14 protein-coding genes are annotated in these 15,867 nt (G+C 70.5%); 10 read left to right on the forward strand and 4 right to left on the reverse strand.

Going from position 1 to position 15,867, the window contains the following annotated elements:
- Positions 1-131: 131 nt before the first annotated feature.
- Together G328_RS0106825 and G328_RS0106830 are read right to left on the reverse strand one after the other, a co-directional pair.
- Positions 132-2,612 carry an ABC transporter permease gene (locus tag G328_RS0106825; RefSeq protein WP_019618599.1) on the reverse strand — a complete coding sequence of 827 codons (2,481 nt, stop codon included), beginning with the start codon at positions 2,610-2,612 and terminating at the stop codon, positions 132-134.
- Positions 2,609-3,343, reverse strand: coding sequence for an ABC transporter ATP-binding protein (locus tag G328_RS0106830; RefSeq protein WP_019618600.1), 735 nt, complete (start codon positions 3,341-3,343; stop codon positions 2,609-2,611). The genes G328_RS0106825 and G328_RS0106830 overlap by 4 nt, the downstream gene beginning before the upstream one ends.
- A gap of 151 nt (positions 3,344-3,494) precedes the next feature.
- On the opposite strand from G328_RS0106830, the gene G328_RS15830 reads away from it, so the two are divergent.
- The 7 genes from G328_RS15830 to G328_RS15835 all read left to right on the forward strand — a co-directional run bounded on the left by G328_RS15830 (position 3,495) and on the right by G328_RS15835 (position 9,222).
- A complete protein-coding gene (locus G328_RS15830; protein ID WP_019618601.1) occupies positions 3,495-4,742 on the forward strand; it encodes a sensor histidine kinase in 1,248 nt (415 codons plus the stop codon).
- Positions 4,739-5,416, forward strand: coding sequence for a response regulator (locus tag G328_RS0106840; RefSeq protein ID WP_019618602.1), 678 nt, complete (start codon positions 4,739-4,741; stop codon positions 5,414-5,416). Before G328_RS15830 ends, G328_RS0106840 begins: the two co-directional genes overlap by 4 nt.
- A gap of 14 nt (positions 5,417-5,430) precedes the next feature.
- The gene (locus tag G328_RS14575; protein WP_019618603.1) at positions 5,431-6,414 is read left to right on the forward strand and encodes an AraC-like ligand-binding domain-containing protein; all 984 of its coding nucleotides are present in this window, start codon (positions 5,431-5,433) and stop codon (positions 6,412-6,414) included.
- A gap of 9 nt (positions 6,415-6,423) precedes the next feature.
- Complete coding sequence (locus G328_RS0106850; protein ID WP_019618604.1) at positions 6,424-7,356, forward strand: AEC family transporter; 933 nt, start codon at positions 6,424-6,426, stop codon at positions 7,354-7,356.
- Positions 7,357-7,435: 79 nt separating this feature from the next.
- The gene (locus G328_RS0106855; protein ID WP_019618605.1) at positions 7,436-7,927 is read left to right on the forward strand and encodes a beta-class carbonic anhydrase; all 492 of its coding nucleotides are present in this window, start codon (positions 7,436-7,438) and stop codon (positions 7,925-7,927) included.
- Positions 7,927-8,436: a methylated-DNA--[protein]-cysteine S-methyltransferase gene (locus G328_RS14580; RefSeq protein WP_019618606.1), complete on the forward strand. Its 510-nt coding sequence runs from the start codon at positions 7,927-7,929 to the stop codon at positions 8,434-8,436. Before G328_RS0106855 ends, G328_RS14580 begins: the two co-directional genes overlap by 1 nt.
- Positions 8,437-8,439: 3 nt before the next feature.
- Positions 8,440-9,222, forward strand: coding sequence for an esterase/lipase family protein (locus G328_RS15835; RefSeq protein ID WP_019618607.1), 783 nt, complete (start codon positions 8,440-8,442; stop codon positions 9,220-9,222).
- Here G328_RS15835 and G328_RS0106870 read toward each other — a convergent pair.
- Positions 9,178-12,630 (reverse strand): DNA polymerase III subunit alpha, encoded by a 3,453-nt coding sequence (locus G328_RS0106870; RefSeq protein ID WP_019618608.1) that lies wholly within the window; start codon positions 12,628-12,630, stop codon positions 9,178-9,180. The genes G328_RS15835 and G328_RS0106870 overlap by 45 nt on opposite strands.
- A 1-nt stretch (position 12,631) precedes the next feature.
- Positions 12,632-12,952, reverse strand: coding sequence for a DUF6504 family protein (locus G328_RS0106875; RefSeq protein WP_019618609.1), 321 nt, complete (start codon positions 12,950-12,952; stop codon positions 12,632-12,634).
- Between the two features lie 181 nt (positions 12,953-13,133).
- Between G328_RS0106875 and G328_RS15840 the strand changes: the two genes are divergently transcribed.
- The 3 genes from G328_RS15840 to G328_RS0106890 are packed head-to-tail and all read left to right on the forward strand — an operon-like array spanning position 13,134 to position 15,864.
- A complete protein-coding gene (locus G328_RS15840; RefSeq protein WP_019618610.1) occupies positions 13,134-13,697 on the forward strand; it encodes a DUF4956 domain-containing protein in 564 nt (187 codons plus the stop codon).
- 5 nt (positions 13,698-13,702) lie between these two features.
- Complete coding sequence (locus G328_RS0106885; RefSeq protein ID WP_019618611.1) at positions 13,703-14,437, forward strand: response regulator transcription factor; 735 nt, start codon at positions 13,703-13,705, stop codon at positions 14,435-14,437.
- Complete coding sequence (locus tag G328_RS0106890; RefSeq protein WP_019618612.1) at positions 14,434-15,864, forward strand: sensor histidine kinase; 1,431 nt, start codon at positions 14,434-14,436, stop codon at positions 15,862-15,864. The genes G328_RS0106885 and G328_RS0106890 overlap by 4 nt, the downstream gene beginning before the upstream one ends.
- The last annotated feature ends 3 nt before the right edge of the window (positions 15,865-15,867 follow it).

Consider the following 15,867-nt stretch of genomic DNA (forward strand, 5'->3'; position numbering starts at 1 on the left):
TGCACTCCTTGAGATATTCGAGCTGTACTCTGCAATTGTGGAGCGCATCCGTGGCATTTCGCAAATCAGAATGCTGAATTCACAGAATTCTCATTACCACGCGTGTTGTCAATTTGAATTGCCGCCGCGAATCACGCTCGGGCGAGTGCCTGCGCGGGCGGGATACGCGAGGCCAGCCACGACGGGCGCGCACCGGCAATTACTCCGAGTGCCACCGCGGCGGCAATGACGACGCCGATACCCAACCACGGAACGCTAATGGCAATCGGGCCGCCATCGGCAATCATCGTCGGGACTGCGCTGACGCCGAGCGGAATTCCGATGACAATCGAGAACAGTGCACCGACGAGCGCGAGCGCGACCGCTTCGAGGAGCACCATGAGCCGCACGCGTCCGCGGGTCACGCCGAGGGCCCGCAGCAGGGCGAGCTCGCGGCGGCGCTCGGCGACGGCGAGCGCGACGACGCTCGCGAGGCCAATCACCGAGATGACCACAGTGAGGCCGAGCATCGCGAGCACGAACGCGACGACGAGGTTCACGATCTGCTCGTAGACCTGCTGTTCGGCGATCGGGCCGAGCACCTGCAGCTCGGGGTTGTCGTTCTGCACCTGGGTGATCGCGTCGGCGAGCGTGCCGATCTGCCCGTCGGCGGCGTAGAGCCAGAGCATCGCGTCGGGCTGCACCGCCGAGAACTCGTCGAGCGTCGACGACGAGACCGCGCCGACCGACGTGCCGGCCATCAGGTTCGTGAGGCCGTCGACGAGGTCGTCGACCACGACGGTGAGTTCGATCGACGTGCCATCGGTGTCGGTGAACGTTGCCGTGGCGCCGTCGTCGACCTCGAGCATCGCGGCGTTCGTCTCGGAGAGCACGACCTCGCCGTCCTCGATCGGCGACTTCAGGTCGGCCGCGGTCGGCTCCGGCAGGGTCGTGAGGGTCGTCAGGCTCGACGGGGAGTCGGCGCTCGACTCGAGTTCGACCCGCGAGGTTGCCTCCGACGCCTCGAGCCCGCGGGAATCGAGCACCGGCGCGAGCGCCGACGAGTCGAGCGATTCGCCCGACTGCGAGGTGATGACCGCGTCGTACGAGAACTTCGCGTCGAGGCGCTCGCCCAGCGTCGCGTTCACCGACTGCACGCCCGTGAGCATCGCAAGAATCAGGCTGCCGCCGAGCGAGATCGCGAGCACGACCGTGCCGGAGCGGCGCGAGGTGCGCACGAGATTCTCGCCCGCGAGCTTCGCGATGGGGCCGAACGCCCCGAGCAGGCGGCCGATCACCGGCATGAGCACGCGCACGAGCAGCGGCACGAGCACGATGAGCCCGATCGCGAGTACGACGCCCGCGCCGATGAGCACGAGGGGATTCCGGAGCGCGACGGCACCGACGAGTCCGGCGATACCGAGCGCGGTCACGAGGCCGCCGAAGACCCAGGCGAACACGCTGCGGCGACGCTGGTCGGCGCCGGTCGCGTTCGCCTCCGAGAGCGCCGCGATGGGGGAGAGCCCGCGCAGACGAGCGGCTGGGGCCCACGCCGCGAACAGCGTCACGGCGACCGTGACGACGAGCGCGGCGATCGCCCAGCCCACCGCGAAGCTCGGGCCGCCGCCCGCGAGATCGGCGACCACCGCGAGCATCCACCCGAGGCCGAAGCCGATCGCGATGCCGACAACGGCACCCGCGACACCGATGAGGAGCGCCTCGGCGAGCACCGTGCGCTGCACCTGGGCGCCCGTCGCGCCGACGAGCCGCAGCAGGCCGTTCTCGCGCAGGCGCTGCGCGAGCAGCACCTCGAAGGTGTTGCGAATCACCATCGCGGCGGCGAGCAGCGCGATGAGCACGAAGATGAGGAACATTGTCGCGAGCGCGTCGGTGCCGCCCGTGAGCCCGTCGATGAGCTGCTGGGTGTACGCATCGACCGTGACCGCCTCGGGTGCGTCGTCGCCCGTGCCGAACTGCTCGGCGAACACCGCGTTAAGCGAGTCGATCGTCGCCGCGATGTCGCTGCCCGGGGTGGCCTGAATGATGAGCGACTCGACCTGCGCGTCGTCCATCGAGAACATGCCGCTCCCCGCAAACAGCTGGGTGATGCCCGCGCTCGCGTTCGCGGGCACCGTGACGACGCCGACGACGGTCACGGCGCTGCCGGCCTCGCCGTAGCTCGCGAGCTCGAACTCGTCGCCGAGCTCGAGGTGGAGCCGGTCGAGGGTCGACTGGGTCGCGACGATCTCGTTGTCGCCCGACGGCCACTCGCCCTCGGCGAGGTCCATCCAGCGCAGCGAGGGCTCGTCGGCGACGCCGTACACGTTCACGTCGGAGCGGGCGCCCTCGACGATCGACTGGGCGTACGCGACGTAGCTCGGCTCGATCGTCTCGACGCCGGGCACCTGCGCGGCCGCGTCAAGCGTGGCCTGCGGGTCGGCCGTTTGCACGACGATGTCTGAGGACGAGTACGGCGCCGCAACCGCGAGGTTGAGCGACGCCTGCATCGTCGTAATGAAGGTGCCCGTCGCCATGAGCGCCATCGCGCTGAGCAGGGCGGCCATGACGATCGCGGCGACCCGGCGCGGGCCGCGGCGAATCTGCTTGGTGGCGAGGTTCAGCGTTGCGCTCATGCTCCGACTCCCGCCATCACCGAGCTGATCTGCTCGTAGTCGGCACCCGTGAGCTCGTGGGCGATGCGCCCGTCGACGAGGATCAGCACGCGGTCGGCGTAGGCGGCCGCGGCCGGGTCGTGCGTCACCATGACGATCGTCTGGCGGCGCTCGCGGGCGGCGCGCTGCATGCTCTCGAGCAGCTCGCGGCCCGTGCGCAGGTCGAGCGCGCCCGTCGGCTCGTCGGCAAAGACGACGGCGGGTTCGGTGATGAGCGCCCGCGCGACCGCGACGCGCTGCTGCTGACCGCCCGAGAGCTCGTGCGGCAGGTGGCTCAGGCGGCCGAGAATCCCGAGCTGCGACGCGAGGCGCTCGAGGGCGCCGACGTCGACGCGCCCGCCCGCGAGCCGCACGGGCAGCTCGATGTTCTCACGCGCCGAGAGCGTCGGCACGAGGTTGAACGACTGGAACACGAACCCGAGCCGGTCGCGACGCAGCTGCGTGAGGCGCGCATCCGGCATGCCGAGAATCGAGGCGCCGTCGATCGCGACGTCGCCGCTCGTCGGGGTGTCGAGGCCGGCGAGCAGGTGCATGAGGGTCGACTTGCCCGAGCCCGAGGGGCCCATGATCGCGGTGAACTCGCCGCGGGCGAAGTCGATATCGACGCCGGCGACCGCGTGCACCGCGGCGTCGGCTTGTCCGTAGGTCTTCGTGAGGCCTCGGCAGAGAACTGCCGGCTGCTGCTGGTTCATGAGGGCTCCTTCGCGGGGCGGTTGCTGGATGCTTCGAAGCTATTTGCGCGCCGGCTCGGGCGGCATGGTGCGCAAGTCTCGTTCGAGAGGACCATGCCCTCCCGACGGATGTATACCTGCGGACGATGGGGCGGCTCCTAGGCTGGAACGCATGCTCGACACCTTTATCGCGACGCGCGAGCGACCCATGCGGGTCGTCGTCACCGACTGCATCGGTGCGCTCGTCGTTGGTGCGTTCGCGCTGCTCGTCGGCGGGGTCGGGATGGGCTTTGGCGGCGCGCAGCAGGTGCTCTACATTCCGCTCGTCGTGCTCATGTGCGTGCGCCGCAGCGCCCCGATCGTGTTCCTGTTTGGCACGACGATGCTCTCGGGCCTCAACTACCTCACCTCGTCGTTCTACTTCGACGGCGTCGTCTACGGCGCGACCCTCGTCGGGGTGTACGGGGCGGCGGCGTTCGGCCGCAAGCGCGACCGGCCGCTCTGCCTCGTGCCGCCGGTGCTCGCGATCACGATCGTCGGGCTGCAGCTGTTCACGCCCTGGTTCGAGGTGTGGCCGTTTGGCGGGCAGTGGGATACGGAGGCGACGCTCGTCGACCGGGCGGAGTCGTTCCTGCTGCTCGCGGTGCCGATCGCGCTCGCGTTCATCGCGGCGTGGGCGCTCGGCATGCTGCGCCGCCAGCAGCTCGTGGAGGTCGTGCGTGCGCAGGAGCGGGCCGAGCTGCTGCGCCGCGACGCGCATCGTCTCGCCGAGCTCGCGGTGTCGGACGAGCGCAACCGAATCTCGCGCGAGATGCACGACATCATCGCCCACTCTCTCGCGTCGATCGTGACGCTCGCCGAGGGCGGCCGGCTCGCGGCACACGAGCGGCCCGAGCTCGCGACCGAGATTTTCGGCAAGATCGGCGACACGGGCCGCGGCGCCCTCGGCGACGTGAAGCTGCTGCTGCGGAACGTCGACTCGACGCAAGACGACGTGCCGGCGCGGGGCGTGGGGGAAATCCCCGATCTCGTCGAGGGTGTGCGCGTCGGTGACGGCGCCGAGGCCGCGATCGAGTTCCGCGAGTCGGGCACCCCGGTGGAGCTCCCGGCCGGGATGCAGCTCGCGATGTACCGCGTCGCGCAGGAGTCGCTCACGAACATGCTCAAGCACGCGCCCGGTGCTCGCGGCGAGGTCGCGCTCGAGTGGGGTGACGGGGCCGTGCGGCTGCGGGCTATTAACTCGCTCGTGCCGGGTGCCGCGCCGCCGTCGAGCGATCGGCGCGGCCTCGCCGGTATGCGGGAGCGGGTCGAGCTGTTCGACGGCTCGCTCGACGTGACGACGACGGCGAGTAGTTTTGAGGTGTTGGCGACCTGGCCGCTGCCGGGCACGAACGCCCCGATCACGAAGGACGAATCATGACCATCCGCGTGCTCATCGTCGACGACCAGTCGCTCGTGCGGGAGGGGCTCGCGCTCATCGCCTCGTCGGCGCCCGACCTCGAGGTGGTCGGCAAGGCCGAGAACGGCCGCGAGGGCGTCGACCTCGCCCTGAAGCTGCGGCCCGACGTCGTGCTCATGGACGTGCGGATGCCCGAAATGGACGGCATCGAGGCGACGACGCGGCTGCTGCGCCACGGCGCCGAGCAGTCGGAGCTGCGCGTGCTCGCGCTCACCACCTACGACTCCGAAGACTTCGCGGTGCGGATGCTCGCGGCTGGCGCCTCGGGGTTCCTGCTCAAGGACGCGCCGGGCGAAGACCTGATCCGCGCAATTCGCACGGTGTACGAGGGCAACGCGATCATCGACCCGAGCATGACCCGCACGCTGCTGCACCGCTTCACGAGCCCGGGCCGCGTCACGAGCGAGCCCGTCGATCGGGATACGCTGGTCGCGAACCTCACCGAGCGCGAGCGCGAGGTGCTCGCGCAACTCGTGCGGGGGGTCTCGAACGCCCAGATTGCCCGCGAACTGTTCCTCGCCGAGGTCACCGTGAAGACCCACGTCGGGAGAATTCTCGACAAGCTTGACCTGCCAGATCGTGTGCATGTCGTGATTTGGGCCTACGAAAGCGGTTATATAGACCGGGAATTATGAGCGAGGGAGCAGGCATGGCGCAGCGCAAGACGGTGACCGATCTCGAGGTTGCCGGCGTCGAGGAGTGGGGTCGCGTGATGACCCAGCTGTTGCTGCCGATGGCGGTGACGGCGCCCGACCCCGAGGCGTACCGTGCGCGCATCCGTGCCGTCACCGTTGGCGGCATCCGCTTCTTCACGATCACCTCGACCCCGCACTCGTCAGGCCGGAGCTCGCGCCTGTTCGCTGAGGGCGGCGACCCGTTCTACGCGGTCGTGAACCAGATCGACGGTGAGTCGCGGCTGCGCCAGCTCGGCCGCGAGTCGAAGCTCACGGCGGGCGACTTCGCGATCTATGACACGGCGCTGCCGTACGACCGTGAGTTTGCCGACGGCACCTACCTCGTGATCATGATTCCGCAGCAGCTGCTCACCCTGCCGCCGCGCGCGTTCATCGAGATCGCCGGCATGAATGTGCCCGCGAACGAGGGCATCGGCGCCGTCGCGGGGCCAATGCTCGCGGCCGTGGCGGGCGACATGTCGGTGCTACTCGGCCAGGGCGGGCTCGCGCTCGCGCACAGCGTCGTCGACATCATCGCAGCGGCGGTCGCCGAACGCCTCGGTATCGAGGCCCCGACGCGCGCGAACGCACAGCTCGGGCAGCTCATGGAGGTGCGCGACTACATCATGGCGAACCTCTCGAAGCACGAGCTCACGCCGCAGACGATCGCCGACGCGCACTTCATCTCGGTGCGCACGCTCCACTCGCTGTTCAAGGAGCAGGGCACGTCGGTGTCGACCTGGATTCGCGAGCGTCGCCTCGAGATGGCGCGCCGCGACCTCGTCGACCCGGGCCTCACCGACGCGATTCGCGCGGTCGGGGAGCGCTGGGGGTTCGCCGACGCGACCCACTTCTCGAATGCGTTTAAGCTTGCCTACGGTGTTTCGCCTCGCCAGTACCGAAAGACGGCCCTCGACGAGTTGCGGCGCAGTGATCTGACACGGGAATCTGATTCGTAGGAGTGGTTGATGGCGGGAGTCTTTCAAGGCTTCGCCGTCATCGCCGTCATCATCCTCGTCGGGTTCATCATGCAGCGCGTGCACCTGCTCGGTGACCGCGGCCGCGAACAACTGAACAAGCTCGCGTTCAACGTGGCAACGCCGGCCCTGCTGTTCGTGCTGATGTACCACGCCGATCTCGGGGTGCTGTTTAGCGGGCAGTTCATCGTGACCGCGATCTGCATGGTCGTCATGGCGGCGATCTTCGTCGCGCTCGCGGCGATCTTTCGCTGGGGCGCGGGCAACGCCGCGGTCGGCGCGCTTGCCTCGAGCTTCGTGAACTCGGGAAACCTCGGCATCCCCATCGCGGTGTACGTGCTCGGCGACGGCACGCTCGTCGCACCGGTCATGCTCGTGCAGCAGCTCATCATCGCGCCGGTCATGCTCTCGGTGCTCGACATCGTGAGCCGCGACCCGCAGGCGCCGAAGCTGCGCTGGTGGCAGATGCTCTACCGCCCGTTCACGAACCCCGTCGTCATCGGCGCGCTGCTCGGGCTCATCCTCAACTTCGCGAACGTCGAGGTTCCGCAGTTCCTGTTCGACCCGATCGACCTCATCGGCGGCATCAGCGTGCCGGCCGTGCTCATGGCGTTCGGCATGTCGCTCCACGACAACGCCGTGCCGCTGCGGGGGCGCAACCGCTGGCAGGTCGCGACCGCGACCGTGCTGAAGGCGGTCGTGCATCCCATCGTCGCCTGGCTCGTCGCGGCGTTCGTGTTCGGCCTGAGCCCCGACATGGTGCTCGTTGTCGTCGTGACGGCGGCGCTGCCGGCCGCGCAGAACATCTACAACTACGCGGCGAACTATCACGTGGGGGAGTCGCTCGCGCGCGAGACGATCCTGCTCACGACCGTGCTCTCGGTGCCCGCGATACTCGTGGTGACGCTGCTGCTCCACCCGTGACGGCGGCGCGCCGAGGCGCGCGTACGATGGGAAATCCGTGCGGTCGTCTGGCCGCTCGCGCCGAACCGAGGGGAATGCGATGTCCGAAACCGACAAGATGATCAGCGCGAACGAGTCGTACGCGTCGACGTACCCTGGCCCCCTCGACCTGCGACCGAAGCGAAAGGTCGCCGTTGTTGCGTGCATGGACTCGCGTCTGCAGATCTTCCCGCTGCTCGGACTCGACCTCGGTGAGGCGCACATCATTCGAAACGCGGGTGGCATCATCACCGACGACATGATTCGTTCGATCACGATCTCGCAGCGCATGCTCGGCACCGAAGAGGTCGTGCTGATTCACCACACGAACTGCGGGCTCTCGACCTTTAGCGAAGACGAGTTCGACGACCTGCTCATGCACGAGACAGGCGCACGCGCGCACTGGAAGGCCGAGTCGTTTAAGGACGTCGACGCGTCGGTGCGCGAGTCGATTCGCCGCATCATGCACTCGCCGTTCATTCAGCACAAGAACGTGCGCGGCTTTGTCGCCGACGTCGACACCGGCCGGCTGCGCGAGGTCACGGCCGAGTAATGCTCGCGGCGCGCGAAGTCGACACGCCGCTTGGCGTCGTCGGGGTCGAGGCGACGGATGCGGGGGTCGCGCGGGTTTGGCTGCCCGGCTCCGCGCCCCTCGGGTTCGGCCCCGCACCCGGTGACGCCGCGGCCGAGGCCGTGCTCGACCGGGCGGTCGCGGAGCTCGAGGAGTACTTCGCGGGCGACCGGCGCGACTTCGACCTGCCGATCGACTGGGCGCAGACCGCCGACGGGTTTGCGGGCGAGGTGCAGCGGGCGATTCACGAGATCTCGTTCGGCGAGACCGCGAGCTACGGCGAGGTCGCCGATCGCCTCGACCGGCCGCGCGCCGCTCGGGCGGTCGGCACCGCCTGCGCGCACAACCCGCTGCCGATCATCGGCGGCTGCCACCGCGTGATCCGCTCCGACGGGTCGACGGGGCTCTACGGCGGCGGCGAGTGGATGAAGCAGTGGCTGCTCGACCACGAGGCGCGGCTCGTCGCGGTCGTGCCAGAGCGGCGGAGCTGAGCCGTGGTGAGGTGGGCGCGCCGGCTGCGGTGGGCGCGGCTGAAGACTATCGCGAGCGTGCTCGACAGCGTGTTCTGGGGCATGCGGCAGATCGACGGGGCATTCGGCATGCGCGAGTGGCTTACGACGTCGCGGCTGCGCACCCACTACTCGCCCCGCTCGACCGGCTGGCGCAGCGGAGGCCCCGTCGTGCTCGTGCTCGCCGGGCTCGCGACGCCGTGGCGGTTCATGCGGCCCGTGCTGAACGCGCTGAGCGACCGCGGGTATCGGGTCGTCGTGCTGCCGCAGCTCGGCTGGAACCTGCGGCCGGTCGCCGAGCTCGCGGCGACCGTCGAGCGCTACCTTGACGCGCATCCCGAACTCGGGCGCGTGCTCATCGTCGGGCACTCGAAGGGCGGGCTCATTGCGAAGCAGGTGCTGCTCGACGACCTCGCGGGCGACCGCACGATCGGCGCAGTCGCCGTCGCGGCCCCCTTCGGCGGCGCGCGGGCGGCGCGCTTCGTGCACGGCTCGCATCCCATCACCCGCGAGATGATCGGCCTGCGTGCCGGAACGCCGATGCAGCTCGCGTTCGCGATGCGCGACGGCGCGGATGCGCGGATTGCGTCGATCATGCCGCTCTACGATCAGATTGTCGGCATTCCCGGCAAGTTGCGCGCTGGCCGCAACCTCACGGTGCGGGCCCTCGGCCACAACCTGCTGCTCGCCGACCGGCGCGTGCACGACATTCTCGACCGAGAGCTACGCGCGCTGATCGAGCATGACACCGTCGTCAGGAGCTCGTGAGCGCCGCAGCGCGCTGTACTCCTCCCACGCCCGCTTCAGGTCGCGCGCCGACTCAGCCTGCAGCGACACGCCGCGCTCGCCGGTGCGCCGCACCGTGCCGTGGATCAGCAGCAGCGGGGTGCCGAACAGCACGTCGCCGCTGCGCTGCTGCGCCTCTTCGAAGAACGCGGCGTCGGCGCAGCCCGTGCCGTCGTCGACCGAGATGAACACGACCCGCTTGCCGCTGCGCATCGGCGGGGTCTGCGTTGCGACCCGCACGCCCGCGACGATCACCTCGGCGCCGCCGCGCAGGTTCACGAGCTGCTCGGCCGGCGTCACCCCGAGCTCGTCGAGGAGCGGCCGGTACCCGTCGATCACGTGCTCCGAGAGGTCGAGCGCGAGCACCTCGAGCTCGGCCTGCACGCGCTCGCGCGAGTCGAGTTCTGCTGCGCCCGTCGCCGCGACCGGCGCGTGGGCGCCGTGGAGCCGCAGCGGCAGCTCCACCGCATCCGCCGCCCGCTTCGGCCGCGCCCGAGTTCGGGGCGCGCGCCGCACGGCCGCGAGCAGCTCGCCGCGGGTGAGCGTGCTCGACTCGAGCGAGTCGAGCGCCCCGATGAGCGCGAGCCGTTCGGCGAGCGGGCGCGAGGGGCGGGCCCGCGCGAGGAAATCGCCGAGCGAGTCGAACGGGCGCTCGGCGAGGATGCGCGCGAGCTCGGCCTCGGTGATGCCGCGAATGTCGCTGAGCGCGAGGCGGATGCCGAGGTCGCCCGCCCGGGTCGGCACGCCCGGCGGGGTGTCGCGTACCCGCTCGACGACGAACTCGCGCGTCGACGCGTTCACGTCGACGGGGAGGATCGGCACGCCCAGGCGGCGCGCGTCGCCGAGCAGCAGCCGCTTCGGATACATGCCGGGGTCGTGCGTGAGCAGCCCCGCGAAGAACTCGGCGGGGTAGTGGGTCTTCAGCCACGCGCTCTGCCACGTCGGCAGCGCGAACGCGGCCGCGTGCGCCTTGCAGAACCCGAACGAACCGAAGCCGCGCAGCACCGCCCAGATCGCGTCGATCTGCGCGTCGGTGAACCGGCGTCGGCCCCGCTCGTCGACGTTGCGGCGGGTGCGGTCGCGAAACTGCCGCTCGATGTCTTCGCCGCGCTTCTCCATGCGCCGCCGGAGTTCGTCGGCGTCGGCGAGCGAGATGCCCATGCAGAGGTGGAGCATGCGCAACACCTGCTCGTGATAGACGACGACGCCGTACGTTTCGCGCAGGAACGGACGGAACGACGGATGCAGCCAGTCGGGGCTCGCGAACCCGTGCTTCACCTCGAGGAACGGGGTGACCATATTGCCCTTCATGGGGCCGGGCCGAAACAGCGAGATGTCGGCGATGAGGTCGTCGTAGACGTCGGGCTGCATCTTGCCGACGAGCTCGCGCTGCCCGGGCGACTCGATCTGGAACATGCCGAGCGTGTGCGTCGTGCGAATCTGCTCGAACGTCGTCTCGTCGTCTTTCGGAATCTCGTCGAGCACGAGCCGCCCCTGCGCCGACACGTACGGGGCGTCGGGCGGTAGGCCGCCGCGCACCGCCGCCTGCGGTCCGTGTAGCCGCTCGACCTCGCGCACGGCGTACGCGAGCGTCGACTGCATGCGCACCCCGAGCACGTCGAGCTTGAGCAGACCGAGGTCGTCGATGTCGTCTTTGTCGAACTGGCTCATCGGCAGGCCGATGCCGCTCGGCTGCACGGGCGTAGTCGAGAGCAGCGTCGAGTCGCCGAGCAGCACCCCGCACGGATGCATCGAGAGGTGTCGCGGCAGCCGGTCGAGCCGCTCGGCGAGGTCGATGAGCAGGTTGAGGTCGCGGTCACTGCGCGCCTCGTCGGCGAGCCGCGCGAGCTCGGGTTTCTCGTCGAGCACGGCCCGAAACTCGCGCGAGTTGAAGCGCCACAGCGACTTCGCGATCTCGTCGATGCGGGCCTCATCGAGCCCGAGCGCGAGCCCCGCGTCGCGGGCGGCGCCGCGGGCCCGGTAGGTCGAGTGCATCGAGAGCAGCGTCACGCGGCTCGAGCCGTACCGCTCGAAGATCGCGCGGTAGATCTCGTGCCGGCGGGCCGACTCGACGTCGATATCGATGTCGGGCAGCGTCGAGCGCTTGCGGCCGAGGAACCGCTCGAACACGAGGTCGTGCTCGATGGGGTTCACGTTCGAGACGCGCAGCAGAAAGTTCACGAGGCTCGAGGCACCCGACCCGCGGGCCTGGGCACGGATGCCGCGCTCGCGAATCAGCTCGGCGACGTCGGCCACCGTGAGGAAGTAGGTCGCGTAGCCGAACCCTTCGATCGTGCCGAGCTCGTCGCGCAGCCGCACGTCGAGGGCACGCCGCGCCTCGCCCGTGGCGTCGGGGAACCGCTCGGTGAGCGCCGCCTCGCAGCGCCGCCGCAGCACGACGTTCGGCTCGTCGCGAAGGCCGAGCACCTCGGGCTCGGGCGTCTTCGGCTGCCGCCAGCGCAGATCTTCGTCGGGGTCGAGCTCGCAGCGTTCGGCGAGCTCGCGCGTCGTCGCGAGCAGCCGCTCGCGCGCGTGGCCGCCGAGGCCCGTGCGCGAGACGATGAGGTCGGCGAGCGCGTGCATCCGCGTCGGTGGCTTGAGCCACGCCTGCCCGTTCGGCTGCGCCGCGAGCTCGTCGAGCGGGCGCAGCGCGCCCGCGGCGTCGAGCACGTCGCCCGTGAGCGCGTCGTCGGGGTCGAGGTAGCGCACCTGGTTGCTCAGCACGCAGGGGAGTCGCAGGTCGGTCGCGAGCTCGAGCATCGCGGCCGCGTGGCTCAGGGAGGCGGGGGCGCCGGGCTCGGTGAGGTGGCACACGAGCTCGACCGCGATCGCGCCCGGCAGCAGGTGCTGCCAGCGCTGCAGCCGGGCGCGCGCGACGTCGGCGCGCCCGCGGGTGAGGGCGCGCCCGACGTCGGAGTTCGGGCCGAGCAGCAGCGTGCCCTGCACCTCGTGTTCGCCGAGCAGGAACGGCGCGAAGCGGCCGGGCGGCAGCTGCGGCTGGTGTTCCCGCGTGGCCGGGGTGCCGCGCGGGGGCGTGTGTGCCGCCGAGACGAGCCGGCTGAGGCTCGCCCAGCCGGCGCCCCCGAGGCGGCCGTGCGCGAGCACCGTGGCACGGGGGAGCGGACCAGGGAGCGGGCCGGCGGGCGCCGGTTTCGCGCCCTCGGCGGCGGGCTGCGGCGCGAGCGCGAGGTCGACCCCGACGATCGGCGCGATGCCCTCGGCGATGCAGGCCCGAACGTGTCGCACCGCCCCGTAGAGGCCGTCGCGGTCGGTGATGGCCGCCGAGGGTGCCTCCCAGCTCGCCGCGCGGGCGACGAGCTGTTCGGGGGAGTTGGTGCCGTGGTGATTCGAGTGTGCCGAGGCCACGTGCAGGTGCACGAACGGAGACATGTTATGCGAACAGACGTTCGTCAAGCTCGCCGCTCCAGGCCTGCTCAAGCAGCCAGGTGCCGTCGGCGGTGCGGCAGAGGTCGAAGCTCGTGTCGGCGGGCTGCGGCATTGCGCGCAGCGGCACGGCGTCGACGCGCCACATCTCGCGCTCGAGTGCGATGCCCGAGCCGCGGGCGGCCCGGCTCGCGGTGTGCCACCAGGCCTCGCGGGCGAGCCAGGGCTCGGGAGTGCTGACGACCCCGTAGCGGGTGCCGCGCCAGAGAAACCGCACGGGTGCGCCGCCGGGGGAGAGCTCAACTTCGACGGGTTCGCCGATCAGCATGGGGTCCTCCAAAATTGAGTCAATCAAACAAATGTTCGAAAAGCACCATACGAGAAGCCTACGACACAGCCCCGCGCACCACCACCGGCATCACGTCGGCATGGGCCCGGCATAGGCGGCGCATAGGTTCGCGGGGCTTACTGACAACGTCGCATTCCGCACCGAAGAAAGGATGCGCCCCATGTTCTCGCTGCTCCTGCTCGCCGCCGACCTCGTCGCGGTCGGCGTGCTCGCCTTCGCCCTCTTCCCGCGGCGCCGTCACCGCATCGAGCTGATCCTCGTGCTCCTCGCCGCGAACGTGCTCGCCTTCGCGGTCACCGCGATGCTCGGCGTCGCGACGCTCGCCGATGGCGTGCGCATCGGCGCCGCCCTCGCCGCAACCCTCGCCGGCGGGCTCGGCCTCTACCACCTCCAGCTCGGCACGCTCACGCTGCGCGACACGACCTACGCCGGCGCCGCCACCGCGCTCGGCTTCGCGGCGGGCCTCACCACGGTCGTTCCCGCGGCGCAGCTCGCCGCAATCCTCGCCATCACGGGCGCCCTCGGGCTCGTCGACCGGGCCCTCGCGGCCCGCGCCACCGAGCGCGAGGTGCCCACCGATACCGCGCCGCTCACGATGCCGCCCGAGCTGCTGCCCGACGCGCATCCCACGACCGCGCCGATCCCGGCACCCGCGCCGAAACAGCACCGACCGGCCGCGCCGGTCTACCTTCCGCCCATCCTCGCTCCCGAACGGGTTAAATAATGACCATGGTTGACCCCACCGCCCGCCAGCAGCTCGTGCGCCCCGACGGCACGCCCGCCCGCGCCGTCGTCGCCGACGACGAGGAATACCTCGCCGACCTGCTGCGCATGACGCTGCAGGCCGAGGGGCTCGAGGTGCGCGTCGCCGCGACGGGCCGCCAGGCGCTCGACGCGATTCAGGACTTCACCCCCGACATCGTCGTGCTCGACATCATGATGCCCGGCCTCGACGGCATGGAGGTCATGCGGCGCGTGCGCGACCGCGGCAACACCGTGCCGATCCTCTTCCTCACGGCAAAGGATGCGCTCGCCGACCGCGTCGCGGGCATCGGCGAGGGCGGCGACGACTACGTCACGAAGCCGTTCAGCCTCGAGGAGCTCGTCGTGCGGGTCCGCGCGCTGCTGCGCCGCAGCCTCGGTACGACGCCGGTCGACGAGGAGCCCGTGCTGCGCGTCGCCGACCTCGAGCTCAACGAGCAGACTCACGACGTCACGCGCGCGGGCGAGCGCATCGCGCTCACCGGCACCGAGTTCGAGCTGCTGCGGTTCCTCATGCAGAACCAGCGCCGCGTGCTCTCGAAGGCACAGCTGCTCGACGAGGTGTGGGGCTACGACTTCGGCGGGAAGACGAGCGTCGTCGAGCTCTACATCTCGTACCTGCGCAAGAAGATCGACGCGGGCCGCGACCCGCTCATCCACACCCTCCGCGGCGTCGGGTACACGATTCGCGAGGACGCGTGATCGGGGCGCCGCGCACCCTGCGGCGCCGACTTGTGCTCAGCATCGTCGGCCTCGTGACCCTGTTTGCGGTCGCGGTCGGCGTGCTCTCGGTCTCCCAGCTCCACCGCGACCTCAGCGACCGCCTCGACGACCGCGTCGTGCAGCTCGTGAAGTCGCCGTACCTCAACGACGCCGATGACCACGGCGCCCAGTTCGAGACGCTCGCGATACAGCTGCTGCCCGACGGCACGATCGTGCGCGCCGAGTTCACCGACGCCGAGGGCACGAGCACCGACCTCACGGCCGATCAGGTGCGCGAGGTGCTCGCCGCGGTCGTCAACCTCGACCTCGGCGAATGCGCGACGGCGAACGTCGACGACATCGGCGAGGTGCGGGTCGTCGCGGCGCACACGCCGTCCGACACGGTCGCGATCGCGGGCATTCCGACGACCGAGATCGTCACGACCACGTGGGGCCTCGCGCTCATCTACGGCCTCGTTGCGCTCATCGCGATCGTGCTCGTCGGCGCGGGGGCTTCGGCGCTCGTCGCGCGCCAGTTGCGGCCGCTCGAGCGGGTTGCGAGCACGGCCGTGCGCGTGTCGCAGAAGGAGCTCGCGGCCGGCGAGGTCGCGATTCCCGAGCGAGTGCCGACCGAATACACCGACCCCGAGACCGAGGTCGGCCGCGTCGGTGCCTCCCTCAACCGGCTGCTCGCGAGCGTCGAGGGCGCGCTCGCCTCGCGCGAGGCGAGCGAGGCGAAACTGCGGCAGTTTGTCGCCGACGCGAGCCACGAGCTGCGCACGCCCCTCGCGGCGGTGAGCGGATACGCGGAGCTCGCGGCGCGCGAGCCCGAGCGCCTCAGCGAGCAGCAGCGCACGAGCCTCACGCGCATCCGCGGCGCCTCGCAGCGCATGACGACCCTCGTCGAAGACCTGCTGCAGCTCGCGCGCCTCGACGCGGGGCAGGAGCAGCGGCGCGTGCCGCTCGACGTCAACGAGCTTGCGCTCGGCTGCTTCGAAGACGCGCTCGCCGCGTATCCCACCCACGAGTGGTCGTTCGACGCGGCCGCGGCAGACGACGAGCCCGAGCGGCTCGAGGTGCTCGGCGACCCGGGCACGCTCACGCAGGTGCTCGGCAACCTGCTGCGGAACGCCGCCGTGCACACCGAGGCGGGCACGAGCGTGACGCTCGCGACCGGGCGGGATGCGCAGGGTCGTGTCTGCCTCACGGTCGCCGACACGGGCGGCGGCATCGACCCCGAGGTCGCGCCGCACATCTTCGAGCGCTTCGTGCGCGGCGACACGTCGCGCACCGGCTCGCTGAGCCAGGGGTCGAGCGGCCTCGGCCTCGCGATTTCGCAGGCGATCGTGCAGGCCCACGGCGGCACGCTCGAGGTCGCGAGCAGCCCCGGCAGCACCGTGTTCACGGTGACGCTGCCGGCCGCGTAGCCG

It is taken from the genome of [Zimmermannella] faecalis ATCC 13722 (assembly GCF_000381765.1).
Taxonomy (GTDB): Bacteria; Actinomycetota; Actinomycetes; order Actinomycetales; family Microbacteriaceae; genus Gulosibacter; species Gulosibacter faecalis.

What these genes read in the sequence shown, in the direction of transcription:
- G328_RS14575 (WP_019618603.1), top strand. Translation starts at nt 5,431, where the DNA reads ATGGCGCAGCGCAAGACGGTGACCGATCTCGAGGTTGCCGGCGTCGAG.
- G328_RS15840 (WP_019618610.1), top strand. Translation starts at nt 13,134, where the DNA reads ATGTTCTCGCTGCTCCTGCTCGCCGCCGACCTCGTCGCGGTCGGCGTG.
- G328_RS0106840 (WP_019618602.1), top strand. Translation starts at nt 4,739, where the DNA reads ATGACCATCCGCGTGCTCATCGTCGACGACCAGTCGCTCGTGCGGGAG.
- G328_RS0106850 (WP_019618604.1), top strand. Translation starts at nt 6,424, where the DNA reads ATGGCGGGAGTCTTTCAAGGCTTCGCCGTCATCGCCGTCATCATCCTC.
- G328_RS15830 (WP_019618601.1), top strand. Translation starts at nt 3,495, where the DNA reads ATGCTCGACACCTTTATCGCGACGCGCGAGCGACCCATGCGGGTCGTC.
- G328_RS0106825 (WP_019618599.1), bottom strand. Translation starts at nt 2,612, where the DNA reads ATGAGCGCAACGCTGAACCTCGCCACCAAGCAGATTCGCCGCGGCCCG.
- G328_RS0106870 (WP_019618608.1), bottom strand. Translation starts at nt 12,630, where the DNA reads ATGTCTCCGTTCGTGCACCTGCACGTGGCCTCGGCACACTCGAATCAC.
- G328_RS0106885 (WP_019618611.1), top strand. Translation starts at nt 13,703, where the DNA reads ATGGTTGACCCCACCGCCCGCCAGCAGCTCGTGCGCCCCGACGGCACG.
- G328_RS0106855 (WP_019618605.1), top strand. Translation starts at nt 7,436, where the DNA reads ATGTCCGAAACCGACAAGATGATCAGCGCGAACGAGTCGTACGCGTCG.
- G328_RS0106830 (WP_019618600.1), bottom strand. Translation starts at nt 3,343, where the DNA reads ATGAACCAGCAGCAGCCGGCAGTTCTCTGCCGAGGCCTCACGAAGACC.
- G328_RS0106875 (WP_019618609.1), bottom strand. Translation starts at nt 12,952, where the DNA reads ATGCTGATCGGCGAACCCGTCGAAGTTGAGCTCTCCCCCGGCGGCGCA.
- G328_RS14580 (WP_019618606.1), top strand. Translation starts at nt 7,927, where the DNA reads ATGCTCGCGGCGCGCGAAGTCGACACGCCGCTTGGCGTCGTCGGGGTC.